This is a genomic window from Campylobacter sp. (assembly GCF_052170435.1).
Lineage (GTDB): Bacteria > Campylobacterota > Campylobacteria > Campylobacterales > Campylobacteraceae > Campylobacter_A.
Genome location: NZ_JBQNAN010000017.1, coordinates 1 through 18,048 on the forward strand (window position 1 = coordinate 1; position 18,048 = coordinate 18,048).

At 47.3% G+C, this 18,048-nt stretch carries 21 protein-coding genes; 18 read left to right on the forward strand and 3 right to left on the reverse strand.

The window, feature by feature from the left end; all coding sequences use genetic code 11:
* Positions 1-128: 128 nt before the first annotated feature.
* Entirely contained in the window at positions 129-527 is a 399-nt protein-coding gene (locus tag ACTTJF_RS07430) for a YbgC/FadM family acyl-CoA thioesterase (protein WP_442551401.1), read from the forward strand.
* Here ACTTJF_RS07430 and ACTTJF_RS07435 read toward each other — a convergent pair.
* From ACTTJF_RS07435 to ACTTJF_RS07445, 3 genes are read right to left on the reverse strand one after another with little or no spacing between them, the layout of a single operon-like run.
* Entirely contained in the window at positions 515-1,714 is a 1,200-nt protein-coding gene (locus ACTTJF_RS07435) for a hypothetical protein (protein ID WP_442551402.1), read from the reverse strand. The two genes, ACTTJF_RS07430 and ACTTJF_RS07435, sit on opposite strands and share 13 nt — an antisense overlap.
* Entirely contained in the window at positions 1,711-2,340 is a 630-nt protein-coding gene (locus ACTTJF_RS07440; protein WP_442551403.1) for a uracil-DNA glycosylase, read from the reverse strand. Before ACTTJF_RS07440 ends, ACTTJF_RS07435 begins: the two co-directional genes overlap by 4 nt.
* Before the next feature lie 39 nt (positions 2,341-2,379).
* A complete protein-coding gene (locus ACTTJF_RS07445; RefSeq protein ID WP_442551404.1) occupies positions 2,380-2,856 on the reverse strand; it encodes a GNAT family N-acetyltransferase in 477 nt (158 codons plus the stop codon).
* 136 nt (positions 2,857-2,992) lie between these two features.
* On the opposite strand from ACTTJF_RS07445, the gene rpmH reads away from it, so the two are divergent.
* The 17 genes from rpmH (at position 2,993) to ACTTJF_RS07530 (ending at position 18,045) form a co-directional block, all read left to right on the forward strand.
* On the forward strand, positions 2,993-3,127 hold the full coding sequence (gene rpmH, locus ACTTJF_RS07450) for a 50S ribosomal protein L34 (protein ID WP_002946826.1): 135 nt from the start codon (positions 2,993-2,995) through the stop codon (positions 3,125-3,127).
* Positions 3,115-3,459, forward strand: a complete 345-nt coding sequence (rnpA, locus tag ACTTJF_RS07455) for a ribonuclease P protein component (protein ID WP_314997704.1) — start codon at positions 3,115-3,117, stop codon at positions 3,457-3,459. Before rpmH ends, rnpA begins: the two co-directional genes overlap by 13 nt.
* 2 nt (positions 3,460-3,461) lie before the next feature.
* On the forward strand, positions 3,462-3,803 hold the full coding sequence (yidD, locus tag ACTTJF_RS07460; protein WP_232037862.1) for a membrane protein insertion efficiency factor YidD: 342 nt from the start codon (positions 3,462-3,464) through the stop codon (positions 3,801-3,803).
* Between the two features lie 11 nt (positions 3,804-3,814).
* On the forward strand, positions 3,815-5,365 hold the full coding sequence (gene yidC, locus ACTTJF_RS07465; RefSeq protein ID WP_442551442.1) for a membrane protein insertase YidC: 1,551 nt from the start codon (positions 3,815-3,817) through the stop codon (positions 5,363-5,365).
* Positions 5,362-6,507: a Jag N-terminal domain-containing protein gene (locus tag ACTTJF_RS07470; protein ID WP_442551443.1), complete on the forward strand. Its 1,146-nt coding sequence runs from the start codon at positions 5,362-5,364 to the stop codon at positions 6,505-6,507. The genes yidC and ACTTJF_RS07470 overlap by 4 nt, the downstream gene beginning before the upstream one ends.
* Entirely contained in the window at positions 6,504-7,823 is a 1,320-nt protein-coding gene (mnmE, locus tag ACTTJF_RS07475) for a tRNA uridine-5-carboxymethylaminomethyl(34) synthesis GTPase MnmE (protein ID WP_442551405.1), read from the forward strand. The genes ACTTJF_RS07470 and mnmE overlap by 4 nt, the downstream gene beginning before the upstream one ends.
* 80 nt (positions 7,824-7,903) lie before the next feature.
* The gene (locus tag ACTTJF_RS07480; RefSeq protein WP_442551406.1) at positions 7,904-8,590 is read left to right on the forward strand and encodes a hypothetical protein; all 687 of its coding nucleotides are present in this window, start codon (positions 7,904-7,906) and stop codon (positions 8,588-8,590) included.
* Between the two features lie 32 nt (positions 8,591-8,622).
* A complete protein-coding gene (locus ACTTJF_RS07485) occupies positions 8,623-9,360 on the forward strand; it encodes a hypothetical protein (RefSeq protein ID WP_442551407.1) in 738 nt (245 codons plus the stop codon).
* Positions 9,361-9,370: 10 nt separating this feature from the next.
* Complete coding sequence (locus ACTTJF_RS07490) at positions 9,371-10,123, forward strand: hypothetical protein (RefSeq protein ID WP_442551408.1); 753 nt, start codon at positions 9,371-9,373, stop codon at positions 10,121-10,123.
* Positions 10,124-10,191: 68 nt separating this feature from the next.
* Positions 10,192-10,758 carry a hypothetical protein gene (locus tag ACTTJF_RS07495; protein ID WP_442551409.1) on the forward strand — a complete coding sequence of 189 codons (567 nt, stop codon included), beginning with the start codon at positions 10,192-10,194 and terminating at the stop codon, positions 10,756-10,758.
* 299 nt (positions 10,759-11,057) lie between these two features.
* On the forward strand, positions 11,058-13,247 hold the full coding sequence (gene purL / locus ACTTJF_RS07500) for a phosphoribosylformylglycinamidine synthase subunit PurL (protein ID WP_442551410.1): 2,190 nt from the start codon (positions 11,058-11,060) through the stop codon (positions 13,245-13,247).
* A gap of 3 nt (positions 13,248-13,250) precedes the next feature.
* Positions 13,251-13,382, forward strand: coding sequence for a hypothetical protein (locus tag ACTTJF_RS07505; protein WP_442551411.1), 132 nt, complete (start codon positions 13,251-13,253; stop codon positions 13,380-13,382).
* Between the two features lie 86 nt (positions 13,383-13,468).
* Positions 13,469-14,527 (forward strand): SDH family Clp fold serine proteinase, encoded by a 1,059-nt coding sequence (locus tag ACTTJF_RS07510; protein WP_004320299.1) that lies wholly within the window; start codon positions 13,469-13,471, stop codon positions 14,525-14,527.
* Positions 14,528-14,531: 4 nt separating this feature from the next.
* Positions 14,532-15,272, forward strand: a complete 741-nt coding sequence (locus ACTTJF_RS07515) for a TerB family tellurite resistance protein (RefSeq protein ID WP_442551412.1) — start codon at positions 14,532-14,534, stop codon at positions 15,270-15,272.
* A gap of 267 nt (positions 15,273-15,539) precedes the next feature.
* A complete protein-coding gene (gene purH, locus ACTTJF_RS07520) occupies positions 15,540-17,078 on the forward strand; it encodes a bifunctional phosphoribosylaminoimidazolecarboxamide formyltransferase/IMP cyclohydrolase (protein ID WP_442551413.1) in 1,539 nt (512 codons plus the stop codon).
* A 208-nt stretch (positions 17,079-17,286) separates the two neighbouring features.
* Complete coding sequence (locus ACTTJF_RS07525; RefSeq protein ID WP_442551414.1) at positions 17,287-17,472, forward strand: hypothetical protein; 186 nt, start codon at positions 17,287-17,289, stop codon at positions 17,470-17,472.
* A 234-nt stretch (positions 17,473-17,706) separates the two neighbouring features.
* Positions 17,707-18,045, forward strand: coding sequence for a hypothetical protein (locus ACTTJF_RS07530; RefSeq protein WP_442551415.1), 339 nt, complete (start codon positions 17,707-17,709; stop codon positions 18,043-18,045).
* Positions 18,046-18,048: the final 3 nt, after the last annotated feature.

Genomic DNA, 18,048 nt, shown 5'->3' on the forward strand with positions numbered 1-18,048 from the left:
ATAAGGATATAAAGCGCGAATTTTTCGAGAATTTCCTAAAAGCCGAACAAGAAAAGGGGATGGATATAATGGAGCTTTTAAGAAAACTAGGTAAAATAGGACTTGATCTAAAAGCCTAAGGAAATACCGTGAAAATACGAATCTACTACGAAGATACCGATGCGGGCGGTATAGTCTATCACGCAAACTATATAAAATACTGCGAAAGGGCGCGCAGCCAGATGTTTTTTGACTCGGAGGTTAAGCCTTTTAGCAAGGACGGGCATTTCGTGGTGAGCGAGATTTGGGCGAAATTTAAAAAACCGGCCGTCCTGGGCGATCTGCTCGAGGTAAAAACGAGCGTGGCAAGCCTAAAAAAAGCCTCCGCGCTCATAAATCAAAAAATTTATAAAATCGCAAATTTAAGCGGAGAATGCCAGCCCGAGCTTGTCTTTGAAGCGGACGTCGAAGTTGCGTTTGTTAGCAACCTGAAGCCTGCTAAGATGAGCGAGGAGATAGTGGATTTTCTCTCCTCTTACTGCTCGTAAAAGCCGTATTCGCCGGCTTTTAAAACTTTCGTATCATAAATGATCTGCGAGTCTTCGACGCTCTCGCTAAAAAGCCTCTGCGCGCCGCGGTTTAGGTAGGTCGCGTAGATGTAGTCAAGCCCGGCGCTAGCGGAGTAACCCACCCAGTTAAAGTTCAAATTTTGCCCCAAAATTTCGTTGTTTGAGTCTAGCGCGCCGTCGGTTTTAGAAATCGAGTTGGCTATATAGAGCTTTTCTCTATCTTGCGGTTGCGTGAGCTTAAAGATGCTTGGCGCGTAGTTTATCTGCGTGCTTAAAAGGGCGTTAAATTTGACGTCGTAAAGGCGCATCTGAGAGCTCACCATCGAGGCTTTCACGAGCGGAACGTTTAGAAAAACGGTCGCGCCGCTTAGCCTTGAGTTACCGGATAGCATCGGCTTTAGGTCAGTGACGCCGCTTGCGATCTCGTCTTCGTAGGCTAGCCCGCCGCTAAGCTCGTCAGCGTAGCGATTTAGCGCCGCTCCTAGCGCGCTGCCGTCTGAAAACGCCGCAACTTGGCCGTTTGAGAAATTTAGCAGCTTCTCGACTTGCCCTTTGTAGTCTATACCGCCGAATATCAAATTATCCTGCGGCGAATCGACGCTAGAGATGTGCAGAGTCGGCACAAAAGCAGTCATAGATGGATCTAGAACCTCGTTTAGGTATTTTGCGCCAACTGGCGTAAACGGCGCGATGATATAGGCGATATTTTCGCTTTTAGCGCGTGCTAGGGCGCCGTCGATAGCGCTTGGAGCCTCGTTGCCGATGTTGTAAAATTTAACGTCGATGGCAGCGTTTTGCCTGACGACGTAGGCGATAACCGCGTTTGAGACGACGCCGGCGTAGCTTTTTATGCTATCCTGCGGGATGATGACGGCGATCTTAAACTCGGCGTTTGAGCTTGGCGTCAGGCTCTCGGTACCGGCGTTTACGTATGAGCCGTTTAGTGCGTTAAAAGCTTGTAAAATTTCTTGATTCGAGCTACCTTCGTAGCGAGCCAAAAAGCTGTGCAAAAGACCTTCTCTAACGAGTTCTAGCAAACATATGTCGTTACATTTGACGGGTTCTAAATTTATATAAATTTCGCTTGCCGGCGGGATGTCCGATGGCTTGTCGCTCCTGGCAAACAGCGCCGAACAGATCAGTAATGCGGCTAAAATTTTTCTCATAGGTACTCTTTTATCTTTTTTAAATCGCTGAAAAACAGCTCTTTTTTGCTTGGATTTTTCGCTACGACGCTTGGCGAATAGGTCGCCAGTAATGCCGAGTGTTTAAATTTCATTATATTTCCCCTTATTGCCTCAAAGCTTTGCGCGCTTTGTTTTATCATTTTGTAAAAAACCTCTTCGCCAAGCGCTACGATGAGTTTTGGCGCGACTAAACGAGCTTCCGCGCTAAAATACGGCTCGCAAAGCTCGTAGGAGCTTGCCGCGGCTTTAGCGGCGGGCTTGCATTTTAGCAGGCTCGTGACGTAAATTTCTTCCTTTTTTAGCCCCGCTAGCTCGTTTAAATTTTGCAAAAATTTATCATCGCCAGCCAAAAACTCTCCGCTCGCGTCCTCGGCTGCGTTTGGCGCGTCAAATACGAAAACTACTTTGGCGCTTTTATCTCCAAGGCCCGTTAGTGCGTTGTTTGCGCTCTTGCAAAGCTCGCATAGATTACACTCTTTGATGCTTGCGCTTAGCTCGGCAAGGCTGCTTGGCAAGGCCGTGGACGAAGGGGAAAAATCGGCAAATTTATACCCGAACGCCCTCAGATAGTAAAGCTCTCTTAAAATTTCGTTTGCGTAACTCATCGCGCGATGATATCCAAAAGGGCGTTAAAAACAGATAAATCAAAGCGCTAGTTTGCTTAAATTTTCGCCCTCCAAGCGGTAGTTTCGCCACTGCTTGGACTGGTTTTTCGCACCCATTTTTTCGTAAAATTTGATGCCGGGCTCATTCCAGTGTAGGCACGCCCACTCGAGGCGTTGGAGGTTTTCGTCCTTGCAAATTTGAGCTAGATGCCTAAAAAACTCTTTTCCTATGCTTTTGTTGCGATGCTCTTTTTGGACGTACAAATCCTCCAAATACATCCCGCCAAGCCCTAAAAACGTGGAAAAAGTGTAAAAATATATCGCGTAAGCTATGATTTTACCCTCTGTTTCGCAGACTAAAATCTCGGCGTAGTTTTTCTCAAAAACAGACTCGGCAAAAATTTCGGGCGTAAATTTGACATCATCGCTCATTTTTTCGTACGCAGCCAGCTCTTTAACCAGCTCGCAAACGGCCGTGACGTCGACTCTGGATGCTTTTCTAATAACGTAAGGCAAAATTTTCTCCTAAATTTTAATGAGCGATTATATTTTTATTATTTTAAAACGAAGTTTAAAAATTTATTAAAAGGATTTTAAGCGATTTGTTGATAAAATCACCGACTTATATCAAAATCACCATAAGGAAAAATTTATGAAAAGAACATACCAACCTCATAAAACCCCTAGAAAACGCACTCACGGGTTTCGCGTCCGCATGAAAACTAAAAACGGTCGCAAAGTGCTAAACGCAAGACGCGCAAAAGGCAGAGCAAGATTGGCCGTTTAAGCAAATTTAGCTCTATAAGCAGCCAAAAGGAGTTTTCAAGCGTCTACAAAGAGGCCGTCAAATGGCACTGCGAGGAGGCGATAGTCTTTTTTAAGCCTTGCAATGAAAACAAATTAGCCGTCGTAGCCAGCAAAAAGGTGGGCAAAGCCGTCGTTCGCAACCGATGTAAAAGGCTTTTGCGAGCGGTCGTAGTCGAGATTTCAAATGAGCTTGCGGACGGCATTTACGTGATAGTCGTTAAAAACGGGCTAGAGAAAAGCTCGTTTTTAAAGCTCAAAAAAAATATCTCTTGGGCTATGAAAAAACTCGGATGTATAAAATCAGGCATATGAAAATGATAAAACAAGCTATTTTATTTTTGATAAAAGCGTATCAAGATTATATCTCCAAATTTACTCCGAAGTCATGCAGATACTATCCCTCGTGTTCGGAATTTGCCGTTTGGCAGTTTAAATTTAACGGCTTTTTTTCGGCGCTTTTTGCGGTTATTTTTAGAATTTTACGCTGTAATCAACTCTTTAAGGGCGGTATCGACTACCCCGTCATCAGTAAAAATTTCGACTCTTTTTTTATATCCAATCAAAATTTAAAATCACACATCGCATTTTGGTTTGTCCCGTATAAAAAAAATAAATTCTACGTTATTAAAAATTTAGACTTTCAAAAGGAAAAATAGTGTTAGACAATATGTCAGTTCAAAAACGCGTGATATTAGCGACCGTTTTATCTTTTATCTTTTTTATCGCTTACGATTATTTTTTTATTCCTAAAAATTTACCGTTAGATCAAAACCAAACCGTAGCTGCGCAGCAAGCTAGCCAAGCAAACGCCGCTCCGAGCGCAAATACCGCATCAGGAGCTAGCGCTCCGCAAGCCGTAGCGACGCAAAGCCGCGAGATCGCCGTAATAAAGGGCGAACACTTTGAGGCGCGCATCGACGAGCTTGGCAGGATTTCTAAATTTTATCTAAACGACGAAAAATATAAAAACGCCGATGGCGAGCGTATCGAGCTAGCCGGCACCCAGCCGCTACCGCTTGAAGTTCGCTTTAGCGACAAGGCTTTAAACGAGCAGGCCTTTAAGGTAGCCTATGCGAGCGACGTTAGCGAGATAAATTTAACTAGCGAGCCAAAAACTATAGTTTTAACGCAAAATTTGGAAGGCTCTAGCGTAACTAAAAAGATCACGTTTTATCCAAACGGAAGCTATGATCTAGATCTTAGCGTAAGTGCCGGCGAATACTACGTGACTCCGGGCTTTCGTCCAAACGTCGCTATCGACAGCTACACGGTTCACGGCGCGTTACTTAAGCATAACGACGGCAAGCTAACTATAATCGAGGACGGCGACGTAGACGCGACCGAGAGCTTTAATAACGTAAACATAGCCGCGGCTAGCGACAGATACTACACGGCTTTGTTTTTCAAATTTGACGGACTTTTAAATCCTGTAGTTTCAAAAGACGGCGCGGGCAATGCAGTGATATTCGTAAAAGGCGAGCAAAATTTTAAAGCTAAAGGCTACATCGGCGCCAAAGACCACGCTACTTTAAGCCAGATAAACGAGGAGTTAGTCGATGTCATCGAGTACGGCTGGTTTACCTTTATCGCAAAACCGATGTTCGCGTTTTTAAATTGGCTTTACGGCTATATCGGAAACTGGGGCTGGGCGATCGTCGTGCTAACGCTAGTTATTAGGATTGTGCTTTTCCCTCTTACCTACAAAGGCATGCTATCGATGAATAAGCTAAAAGATCTGGCGCCAAAAGTAAAAGAGCTGCAAGCCAAATACAAAGGCGATCCGCAAAAGTTAAATATGCACATGATGGAGCTATATAAGAAAAATGGCGCCAACCCGATGGGCGGCTGCTTGCCGATACTTATGCAGATTCCGATTTTCTTTGCGATTTACCGCGTTTTGCTAAATGCGATCGAGCTAAAAGCTGCGCCGTGGATACTCTGGATACACGACCTTTCGGTGATGGATCCGTATTTCGTGCTGCCTATATTGATGGGTGCGACTATGTTCCTTCAGCAAAAGCTCACGCCGACCACGTTTAGCGACCCGATGCAAGAAAAGATAATGAAATTTTTACCGCTTATCTTTACGTTTTTCTTCGTGACCTTCCCTGCGGGACTTACGCTTTACTGGTTTGTAAACAACGTCTGCTCGGTCATCCAGCAAGTTTTTGTAAACAAGCTCTTTGAAAAGCATAAAAAAGCGGAGGGAAAGGCCTGATGCGAATAGAAGCCGCAAATTTACAAGAGGCCTTTCAAAAGGCCGCGCAGGAGCTAAACTGCTCCGTTACCGAGCTTGATATCAAGATTTTGCAAAATCCAAGCGCGGGTTTTTTGGGATTTTTCAAAAAAACGGCGATCATCGAAGCCGTAAAAGAGGGTGCGCACAAAGAAGCAAAAAAAGCCCCTCAAGCCGCTCGCGAAAACGGTCATAAAGAAAACGGCGGCGAAAAAAAGAAGGAATTTAAGAAAAAAGAGAACTCTGGCGAAGAGCAAAATCACCGAAACGAAAAGAAAAAAAATTATAAAAATCGCCACGAACATCACAAAAATCATGCGGCAAAGCAAAACGAAACGAGCGTGGCAAACGAGCCTAAAGTCGAAGAAGCACAACTGCAAAAAGAGCCTCAAATAAAAGAAAAAGAGCAGCACAAAAAAGAACAATCTAAAAAAGATAGCAGCAAAAACATCCTTGATCACTCGATCATCGATACCTTTAACAAAAACGACTTTTACGAGGGCGAGGAAAAAGCGGGAAGCGGCGAAAATTTAGGCTCGCAAGCTTCCACTGGTGATGCAAATTTGACACAGCCTGCGCAAAATTTAGCTAAAAAAGAAAAACAAGACTCTCGCGCCGACCGCACTTCGGCTCAAAAACAAAAAGAGCAAAAAACAAAAGCCGACATCGATAAAGTACTGCCCGAGATAAAGCATGGCGTAGAAAAGCTCTTTGGCGGAAATTTCTTTACGATAGACAAGATAGACGTGCGCAAATTTGACGACGAAACCGTAATAATCGAGCTTGACGGCGAAGATGCGGCGCTACTCATCGGCAAAGAGGGCTACCGATACAAGGCGATCTCATATCTGCTCTATAACTGGATTAGCTCGAAATACGGCCTTGCGGTGCGCCTTGAGATCGCCCAGTTTTTGCAAAATCAAGAAGCCGCGATCGATCAGTATCTAAAAGGTATAATCGAGCGAGTGGAGGAGACGGGCAAAGCCAAAACCAAGTCTTTAGACGGCGTTTTGGTTAAGATCGCTCTTGAAAAACTGCGCGAAAAATTCCCCGACAAATACGTAAGCGTAAAGTCAAATAGCGACGGGCAGTTCGTAGTCGTGAACGACTTTATTAAAAAATGAACGAGACCATAGCCGCCGTTGCCACCGCGCACGGCGTAGGCTCGATCTCCATCATCAGACTAAGCGGCGCGGACGCCCTTAGTCTAGCTCTAAAACTCACCAAAATCACCTCTCTTGTCCCGCGTTATGCGACTCTAACTAAAATTTACGCCGAAGGCGAGCTTATCGACGAAGCATTGCTTATTTATTTTAAGGCCCCGCATAGCTTCACGGGCGAGGATGTGGTGGAGTTTCAGCTACACGGCGGACTAGTGGTGGCAAATTTGATCCTGGGCGAGCTCATCAAAAACGGCGCCAGACTCGCGCGCGCCGGAGAGTTTAGCAAGCGAGCGCTCATAAACGGCAAGATGGATTTTAGCAAGATCGAGGCGATAAATTCGCTCATAAACGCAAAAAGCGAAGATAGCGTCAAAATCATCGCCCGCACGATGAGAGGCGACCTGGCTAAATTTGCGGATGAAATCCGCTCCGAGCTCGTAAAAACTCTGGCATTCGTGGAGACTAGCATCGACTATGCCGACGACGATCTGCCCGCTGATCTGCTGGAAAGTATCAGCCAAATGCTAAAACAAAACAGCGCTAAACTAGATAAAATCGTCGCCATAAGTCAGAGCAGAAAAGGGCTGCTTGAGGGCTTTAAAATCGCGATAGTCGGCAAGCCAAACGTCGGCAAAAGCTCGATCTTAAACTCGCTTTTGTCCTATGAGCGCGCGATCATCAGCGACGAAGCCGGCACGACTAGAGACAGCATCGAAGAAGCCCTAAAAATCGGCACTCATCTAGTGCGCATCATAGACACGGCAGGCATCCGCAAAAACGCGGGTAAGATCGAGCAGATCGGCATTTCGTATTCGCTGCGGGCTATCGAGGAGGCCGACGTCATCCTGGCCGTTTTTGACGCGTCGCAGGAGGCTGACGAGCAGGATAACGAGATCCTGGAGCTTTTAAAAAACTTGCAAAAAAAGATTTTTTACGTTCTAAACAAATGCGACCTCGGCGTTAAATTTATAAGCCCCGAAAATCCGATACAAATTTGCGCAAAGCAAGGAACGGACGAGATAATAAGCAATCTAAAAACCTATCTCGACGCTCAGGAGACGAGCGAGATACTACTAAACTCCGCTCGTCAAATTTCAAGCTGCGAAGCGGCGAGCGAAGCGATAAAAAGGGCGTTAAATTTGCTCGCCGAGCTCGAGCTCGAGCTTTTTGCTTATGAGCTAAATACGGCGATAGAGCAAATCTCGTCGATCACGAAGCCGTTTGAGAGAAGCGAAATTTTAGACGAGATGTTTAGCAACTTTTGTCTGGGCAAATGATCAAATTTTACTCTCTAAAAAGGAAAAATAATGAAAAAATCTTATCTATAGCCGCCCTAGCTGCGTTGCTGGGCGGTTGCATGCCTTCGCAGGATCATCTAGCAAGTAGCGTAGTATCACCTGCGCCAGACTGGATTAAATATCTAGAAAATGATGGCACCGTCGGTAATATAGCATTTTTCTCGGAAAATTTGAGCGCAACCTACGCGCAAAAAAACGGCGATATTATCGGTATGGCGCTCATAAAAAGAGACGGTCAAAACTTGAAGCTTGGCGACATGTACGCGCAAAACGGAACTTCGTTTATAGTTTTGGAGCTTAGCGATAAAGAACAATTCGGCTACCGATACATAAATATGCGCGATAAAGCCGAGCACGAAGCCCTAAAAAAGGCAAAAAAGATCAAATTTTATCAGTTTGGCGGCGGTATGCTAGAGAGCGTGGTTTTTAGCTCGGACTCGGGCGCCGTGTGCGAGAGTTTTGCAGCGGGCAAGACGGTAAAAGCTCGTGCGGTGACTAATTATTACGATAAAGAAAGCGCGAACAATAGCGAGTTTTTCGCAACCGTGATGGATATCGGAGTGAAAAAAGGTAAAAGCGCCGATATCAAAAATCTAGACTTTAAATTTTTCGTCAGCGACGGTAAGCTAGCTAGCACGCAGACGCGGGCTCGATCTGCGGAATTTAGGAGCAAAGTCATAGACGCCGACGCTAAAAAACAGGAGCAAATCCTATCAAACATCGTTTGCGCCGCGCCTAAAAACTGATCGCTTTTATCAAATTTAAACGCGAGCGCGAGATGAAAAGTTTATTTCTAGCAGCCGTCGCAGCCTTGGCATTTAGCGGTTGTGCGGGTATTACTAGCAGCGCAAACAGAGCCGAGCGCGACGTCTCAAATATCGACGTCCCGGAGGATAACTGGACGAGATATCTGGGTACGGACGGCGCCGTTAGGGATGTCGCCTTTTTGACGGCGTTTTTCTCGCGCGATTTTCGCGTGCAGCTGGCTGACGGCGAGACTACGGGCTTTGCGCTTACTAAAAAAGAGGGTGGCAGGCTGCCTTTTAGGCTCGGCGCCGTCTATAAAAGCAGCGATAGAGCGTTTATGCTAAAGGATGCCGATACCGAGGCGGAGTTTGATCTAAAAGACGAAGCAAGCGCGACCGAGCTTCGGGACGCTCGGCGGATCAAATTTTACGAATTTAGCTCAAATTTGACGACGGTAGCGGTTTTTGAGGCGCCGATTTCGGTTTGCGAGGCGTTTAAAAAAGGCGGCGGCGTGAGCGTGAAGTCCGTATCTAGCTACTACGACGCGCAAAATTTAGAAAAGCGTCATTTCACGGCCGTGATAACGCAGGCAAAAATTTCGTCCAAAAGCGGCGCGCTACTTTTAAAATCTCAGATAAAAAATTTTACAAATTCTGACGGCTTGCGAGAAGTCGCCGAAAAAACGCCTAAATTTGAGGAAAAAATCCAAAACGAGTTGCGCGGGTATGGGCCGAGGCTTAGTCAAATTTGCTCTTTGAGCGAGAAGTAAAGAGGATAAAATGAAAAATACGATGATTTTTAAGACGGTAGCGGCGGCTGTCGCGGCCTTGGCTTTTAGCGGTTGCGCGGGCATTACCGGCGATATGGGCGGCGAGAGAGCGTGGCGTACGTATATGGAAAACGACGCTAGCATACAAGAAATTGGATTTATAACCGAAACCACGGTCTACGAAACTGGCGGCGGCAAAACCGTGGAAAAATTCGGCGACTACATGGGTAGAGCCGAGGTAAAGGCGCCAGGCGAGAGCGACTCGGCGAGTAGGCAACTAGGCGCGGTTTATGCGAGCGGCGATGGCGTAAAAACCTTGATAGTGATTGATCTAGATAGCGGTAAAAATGTGGATTTGAGCGATAAAGACGAGATAAAAAAGCTACAAAACTCAAAGAAATCTAAGTTTTACGAATTTGGCGGCGGGATCCTTGAGAGCGTGATTTATAGCGCGCAAAAATCTCCCGTTTGCAAGGCGTTTTTTAGCGGCGAACCTATAAACGCTAGAAGCGTGACGAACTACTACGTGGACGAGTCTGACGAGTTTTTCGCTACCGTGATCGACGCAAAGATAGTCGGAAACAAAGGCTTTGAGATAAAAAATTTGGACTTTAAATTTAACCTGCCTAGCAGCAAGCTGGCCGAAGCTAAAGAGCAGGCGACCTCTGAGAAATTTAGACAAGACGTCATCGAACAAGACGTCAAAAAGCAAGGACGCATCCTGCTAAACATACTTTGCTACTATAGTATGCCGAGCAAGTAGGCGTTTGCGGCGGGTAATCGCTCACCGATTTTACATAGCGTAGAACTGACGATATAAAAAAGAAAAACATGAATCCGTTTAAAATTTTGATTTTTGCGGTTGTCGTAAATTTGGCTTTTGCCGGCGACGCGTCAGAGGATGTAAATTTGACCGCAGATGCCGCTCGCAACCAAAAAGAAGTAAAAATGCTAGAGGCGTTTTGCGGATCGATTTTGCCCTTTAGCATGGCTTCATGTATGCAACTAGCGGACAAGCGTTTGGACGAAAATAGCGCATTTTACGACAGACAAAAGGGACTAGCGGCGCTGCAAAAAGTCTGCGACTCGAAGGACGAGCGCGACTCAAAGCTTGCCTGCACGAAGCTAGCGTGCGAGTCCGGCGAGAGCCGCGAATGCCTAAACGCCGCTAAGTATTATCAGATATTGCTCGTCGGTGGCGTGGCGGCGTCGGTGTTTTTTCAAAAGAGCTGCGACGAGCGCGGCGGGATGGACTGCTTGTATGCTAAATTTTTTGATAAGGCTCGGGACAGGATGACTGACGAGTATGTGCAAAAGATGAAAAAATATCTCAAAAAGGCGTGCGATGCGGGCGAAAAAGAGGGCTGCAAGGAGTTTGAAAAACTGCGCGAGCTTTGAGTTGTGAAATAAAATTTAATGCAAAATGCGGTTTTTGCTTAAAATTTGAGCCGCTTGCCGAGACCAGTACCCCAAAAATTATAATTTTTATTTGGCTAAATTTAGAACCGAATTTATTCTTAATTAAGGGTTAGGTGCTTTTAAATCGTTTAGTTTTGTAGCGCGGAATAAATATTATAAAAAGGCGGTAGTATAAATTTGTGTGCGGCGTCAAATTTTGCCTCGTTTTTGTCCCTTTGGTTTATCAAGTTTTTATGCGAATTTAAGTAAAATCAACCAAAATTTTTTAAAGGCTAAAAATGGACAAAGCTACCGTAAAAGCGCACAAAATCAGCGATCAAGAGTATGAGGAGATCTTAAAGATCCTAGGCAGAGAGCCCAATTTGCTCGAGCTTGGGATATTTTCCGCGATGTGGAGCGAGCACTGCAGCTACAAGTCGAGTAAAAAGTACCTAAACGGCTTCCCGACCAAGGCGCCGTGGGTGATCCAGGGTCCGGGCGAGAACGCGGGCGTCATCGACGTCGGAGGCGGCGTCGCGGCGGTGTTTAAGATGGAGAGCCACAACCACCCGAGCTTCATCGAGCCTTTTCAGGGCGCAGCGACGGGCGTGGGCGGGATACTGCGCGACGTATTTACGATGGGCGCGAGAGTCGTGGCGAATATGAACTCGCTGCGATTCGGCGAGGTGCGCGGCGAGAGCGAAAACGCGAAAAAACAGCGCTACCTGCTAAAAGGCGCGGTCGCGGGCATCGCTCACTACGGCAACTGCATGGGCATACCTACTATCGGGGGCGAGACGACGTTTGATCCTAGCTTTAACGGCAACATCCTAGTAAACGCATTTGCGCTTGGGCTTTGCAAGAGCGACGAGATATTTTACGGAAGGGCCGAAGGCATCGGCAATCCCGTGATCTACGTCGGCTCAAAGACCGGCCGCGACGGACTTGGAGGCGCGGTGATGGCGAGCGATAGCTTTAACGACGCGAACAAATCCCTGCGTCCGACCGTGCAGGTGGGCGATCCGTTTGCCGAAAAGCTGCTGATGGAGGCGTGCTTGGAGCTATTTAAAACCGACTACGTCGTAGGCATCCAGGATATGGGCGCGGCGGGGCTAACGTCTAGTAGCTTTGAGATGGCCGGACGCAGCGGCAGCGGTATGAAGATGTATCTAGACCGCGTGCCTATGCGCGAGACGGGCATGACGCCTTATGAGCTAATGCTGAGCGAATCTCAGGAGCGTATGCTCATCTGCGCCAAAAAAGGCTGCGAGCAAAAGATACTCGAGATATTTAAAAAATGGGATCTAGATGCCGAAATCATCGGCGAGGTTACTGATAGCGGCGTGATGGAGCTTTATTGGCACGGCGAGCTAGCGGGCGAGATACCGATAGCGCCGCTTAGCGAAGCCTCTCCGGTGCTTGACCGACCGACTGCGCGCCCAAAATACCTAGACGAAATCAAAAATTTACAAATCCCCGAGAATGTGGACAATAAAACCGCGTTTTGGAAGCTGCTTAGCGAGCCCGAGGTGCTAAACAAGTCGCTAATCTACGATCAATACGACGCAAATATCCAAACAAACACCATCAAGCAACCGGGGCTTCTGGGAGCTGCGGTTATCCGCGTGAAAGAAACAGGCAGGGCGATCGCGATGGCGGCACAGTGCGACCCGCGGGCGAATTTCGTTGATCCCAAAAACGGCGCGGCTAGAGCGGTCGCGGCGGCTGGACGAAAGGTCGCGATGAGCGGAGCGACGCCTCTAGCCATCACCGACTGCCTAAACTACGGCAACCCGCAAAATCCCGAGGTCATGTGGCAGTTCGCGCAGGGCTGCGAGGGTATCAAAGAGGCTTGCCGCGAACTAAATACGCCGGTCGTCAGTGGCAACGTGAGCCTATATAACGACACCGAGGGCGTGAGCGTCTATCCGACGCCCGCGATCGTGACGGTGGGCGTGAACGAGGACGCAAACGCGAGCCTTCCGAGCGTCTTTACGTGCGCCGGCACGGCGATATACGTGCTTGGCGAGACGAAGGGCGAATTTGCCGCGTCGCTTTACGCTAAGGCGCTATTTGACGCGGTGGGCGGCGAGCTAGCTGCGGTGGACTATAAAAAAGAGCGCGCGCTGTGGGATCTGGTCATCGAGGCAAATAAATCGGGCGCGCTCGAGTTTGCAAACAGCGTAGGCGTGGGCGGCGTAGCCATAACGCTAGCAAAAATGGCGTGCCTAAGCGGGCTTGGCGCGGAGTGCAAATTTGACGTTAAAAAGCCGAGTTTCATCTTTGACGAGAGCTTTTCGCGCGCGATCGTCGGCGTGAAAGACGAGGCTAAATTTGAATCTCTAGCCGCTAAACACGGCGTCAAATTTGAAAAAATCGGTAGCGTAGGCGGAGATAAATTTAAACTAAACGATATCGAGGAAAAGCTAAGCGACGTGAGCGAGGTTTATTTTAATAAATTTGCCGCAATCATCCGCCAAGAGGACTAAAATTTGACGCCCAATTTTGGCAAGGCGGGTTTGGCCGAGCTAAATTTGAGCGGCGTAAATTTGACGCTTGCTAAATTTAGCTTGCCTTGGCGATATTTATCCGCGAGCTTTGGCGTCAAATTTGATCAAATTTAAGTAGCTCGCGATGATGATCTGATATCTCGCCGAGCTTGCAGGCGACCGTAAAAGTAAAATTTAACACGAATTTGAAAGGAAAGTAGATGTCTTGGAAAGACTTTTTAAACAACAAAGAGGAAGAACAGCCGCAAAAGGAGGGCAGAGGAATGGATCAAAAAAGCGTAGCTAAACCGCCGGTGCTATTTAGCGAGACTCAGCAGGTACTAAAGGCGGTCGAGGCCAAACTGGGCGGCACGCTCATCACCTACTACAACTCAAACGCGGGCAGCGTCTGCGGTAACGACGCGAGCGCGATGTATGAAATTTTAAAGGGTAAAAAGATAGAAAACGCGTTTTTGTTTATCAAAAGCGACGGCGGCAGCGGTATCGCAGCGCTTCGCATCATCAGTACTCTTAGAAACTACTGCAAAAACATAACCGCGCTTATCCCCGCTAACTGCGCGTCGGCAGCGACGATGATGGCGCTTGGCGCAAACGAGATCGTGATGGGCCCGCTAGCGTATCTAACGGCGGTCGATACCTCGCTAAAACACGCGATGAGCCCGATAGATAACGGCAACGAGCGCGTTAGCGTGTCAATGGATGAGCTAAACCGAGTGATAAAACTGTGGAAAATGCACGAAAAAGACAACGACGAAAACCCGTATAAATCGCTATACAACTACATCCATCCGCTAGTTTTTGGCGCCGTAGACCGCGCTAGCTCGCTCTCGTTAAAGATTTGCTGCGAGCTTTTGCGCTATCACATGAACGACGAGGCAAAGATCCAAAACATCTCCGAGCGCCTAAACAGCGACTATCCGGCGCATGATTATCCGATACTTTTCCGCGAGGCCGAGGAGATCGGACTGCACGTGCAAAAGATGGACAACGAGCTAAACGAGATGCTTCAGGAGCTTACGCTTCTTTACTCCGAGATGGGACAGCGCGCGTTTACCGATTACGACGAGAACAGCTACCACGACAACAACATCGCAAACATCATCGAGGCAAACGGCAAGCAGATTTATTATCAGATCGATAAAGACTGGTTCTACCGCCCCGACGAGCGCCGCTGGAACGTGATGAACGACGAGAGCTCGTGGCGTAAAAACGAGCTAGTAGGCGGCAAACTCAAAAATACGATTTATCATTTATGGTGATATTTTGAGTTTCATTTTTTGGTTTTTGATATTTTACGGGATTTATTATCTGGTTTCAAATTTTAGCCAAAATCCCGCAAATTTAGGCGGCTCGCGAAAAAGAGCGATGTTTGAGGAGGCGAAATTTTTAGTTAGCCTGCTCGCAAAAGTCGCCAAAAGCGACGGCAGGGTAAATGAGCTAGAGGCTCGCCTCATCAGCGAGACGCTAGATGATATCACGCTAAGGCTCGGTAACGACGCAGCGATGAGAGCGGAGCTAAAACAGATCTATAACCGCGAAAAAGAGACGGTTCATAACGCCTATTTTATCGCGCGGCAGTACAAAGATCGCTTCCGTCTTAGCCAAGACGCCGCGGCTGCGAAGATATCGTTTTTGTTAAATTTAGCCTACATAGACGGCGAATTTAGCAAAAGCGAGCGTAATATCATCGAGCAGATCGCCTCGGGATTTGGGCTTGACGAGGGTATTTTTGAAGCGATACTGGCGAGGTTTGAGGCGTTTTACGATCAAAGGCAGACGCGGCGAAATCCTTACGAAATGCGCACAAAAAGCCCGTATGCCGTGCTTGGGCTAAAAGAGGACGCGCCGTTTTATGAAGTAAAAAAGCGCTACCGCGAACTCGTGAAAAAATATCATCCCGATATCCTTATGGGGTGCGGCGAGAGCGAGGAGATGATAGAGAAAAGTACCAGAAAACTGCAAGAGATAAATGAGGCGTATGAAACCATAAAACAAAAAAGCTAGCCTTTTGAGCGTCTTTAAATGAGTTTGAAAATTTGGGACTGCGGCAGACTATCTGTCTAGCCTTGCCCAAATTTTCTGCACAACATTTAAATCCATCTCAAAATTCTATGCTTTTGGGTTCTTAAAATTTAATCAAATTTCGGCGCGGTATTTTGAGATGATTTTTTGAGTTTTGAAGCAAAATTGAGCATATAGCCTGCGGAGCGAAAATTTTGCAAAATCTCGAAAAAGCACTCAAAAGACAAACCGATAAAGAAAGGAATATAAATGAGAGCGTTAATCAGCATCAGCGATAAAGAGGGGGTTGTAGAGTTTGCAAAAGGACTCGAGCGACTCGGTTTTGAGATATTAAGCACGGGCGGCACGCACAAACTGCTAAAAGAGCAGGGCGTAAAAGCGGTCGAAGTGAGCGAATACACGGGCTCGCCCGAGATGTTTGAGGGGCGCGTGAAAACCTTGCACCCAAAGATTCACGGCGGGATATTGCATAAGCGAAACGACGCAAACCACGTAAGCCAAGCTGCGCAGTACGGCATCGGCGGCATTGATCTAGTCTGCGTAAATTTATATCCGTTTAAGCAAACCACTATCCGCACAGATGATTTTGACGAGATCATCGAAAACATCGACATCGGCGGCCCTGCTATGGTGCGATCGGCGGCTAAAAACTTCGCTAGCGTTTACATCGTCACTAGCCCGCTTGATTATGGCGAGGTTCTGCGCGTCATAGGAGGCGCGGACGAGAGCGAGAAGGCTACTTTTAGGCGAAATTTGATGATAAAAGCCTACGAGCACACCGCGGCATACGACTCGATGATCGCAAACTACATGAACGAGCGCTTTAACGACGGCTTTGGCGAGATGAAATTTATCGCCGGTAGCAAGGTTTTTGACGCGCGCTACGGCGAAAACCCGCATCAAAAGGGTGCGCTATACGAGTTTGATTATTTTTTTAGCAACAACTTCACCGCGCTAAAAGGCGAAGCTAGTTTCAACAACATCACTGATATAAACGCCGCTTTAGCGCTAGCAAGTAGCTTTGACGCCGCGCCTGCGGTCGCCATCGTCAAGCACGCCAACGCTTGCGGTTTTGCTGTAAAATCAAATCTACTAGAAAGCTATATCGAAGCGCTAAAATGTGATCCCGTGAGCGCATACGGCGGCGTCGTGGCGATAAACGGCACGCTAGACCGCGCTTTGGCCGAGAAAATCAACGAAATTTACGTCGAGGTCATCATCGCCGCAAACGTGGACGAGGACGCGCTTGCGGTATTTGAAGCCAAAAAGCGCATCAAAATTTTCACCCAGGGCAATAAATTTTTACAGCGCGCAAACGACAAATACGACTTCAAACACGTTGACGGCGGCTTTGTCTATCAGCAAAGCGACGAGGTGAAAGCGGACGAACTGCAAAATATGAAACTGCAAACCGAGCGCGCAGCCAGCGAGGCCGAGTTAAAAGACCTCGAGATCGCGTGGAAGGTCGCGGCGCTTACTAAAAGCAACTGCGTCGTCTACGTGAAAAATAGCGCCGTAGTCGCCATCGGTATGGGTATGACTAGTCGTGTGGACGCCGCGCGTGCGGCCGTAGCCAAGGCGCGCGATATGGGGCTTGATTTACGCGGTTGCGCGCTTGCTAGCGAGGCGTTTTTCCCGTTCCGCGACAGCATAGATATCGCAAACGAGGCGGGCGTGAAGGCCGTGATACAGCCTGGCGGCAGTATCCGCGACGACGAGGTCGTGCAGGCGGCAAACGAGCACGGCATGGCGATGTATTTTACCGGCGTGCGCCACTTTTTACACTAAAATTTGATCTTTTTTGCGGCGAGGCGGCGTAAATTTGACTGCGTCGTTTCGCCGCTTTAGAATATTTAGCCCGCATATCGGACGGCAGCTTTACTCGTATTTGCCGATCTTACGCGAACGATATTTTTTCAAATTTGACGTGTCTGCTTTTAAATTTGGACTGCGATTTGCTTGCGCTTTGGAGATTAAATTTAATTGAAAGCGATTTATGAAGCAAATTTTGATTTTCTTGGCATTTCTGGCGGGGCTTTATGCGGCCAATATCTACGTAAACGGCGAAAAGGTCGGCGGCAGCGACCAAAACTCGACCTATAACGGCGAGAGCAAAAACGAAATCCTAAAACAAGAGGGCAAAAAACAGCTCTGTAAAAAAGGCTACAAGCAGTATTGTTAGGCGTTTTGCCGTAAATTTTACGCCATTTAAAGACGTAAAATTTGCCTTTCGGCGGTCAAATTTACGCCGTCAAATTTATCTTGTCTTAAAATTTCACATCTTCGACGCTCGGGTTTCGCCACTCAAATTTGACTCCGCGACCACCGAATTTAAAATTTAACCCCTTAAGCAAGGTCAAGACGCCCGCGCGCAAAATAAGAGTATAATTATCCAAATTTAAAACAAGGATAAAAAATGAGCGATTTTTTCAAAGACGCAGAGCAATTTAACGCCGAAGGCGCGACGGTTCCGTTTTATAAATATAGCGAAGGCGGCGTGGATTTCGTCGGTTTTGATAGCCGTCCGTGCGTGCCGCCAGAGCCTATGGTAAATGCGCTGGTAGCGATCAAATTTGCAAACCAAAACACCAAAATCGTGATGGTAAATCATAAATTCCCCGCCGGACTAATCCCTAAAATTGCGGAGCAGTTTGACATCGAGCGCGAGGATTTAGAGGGCGGAGCGGTCAAGATGACCTTTAGCCTAAAACAAGGCGCGGACGTCAAAAACGTAGACACAAGCCTTTGTCACTGAGAT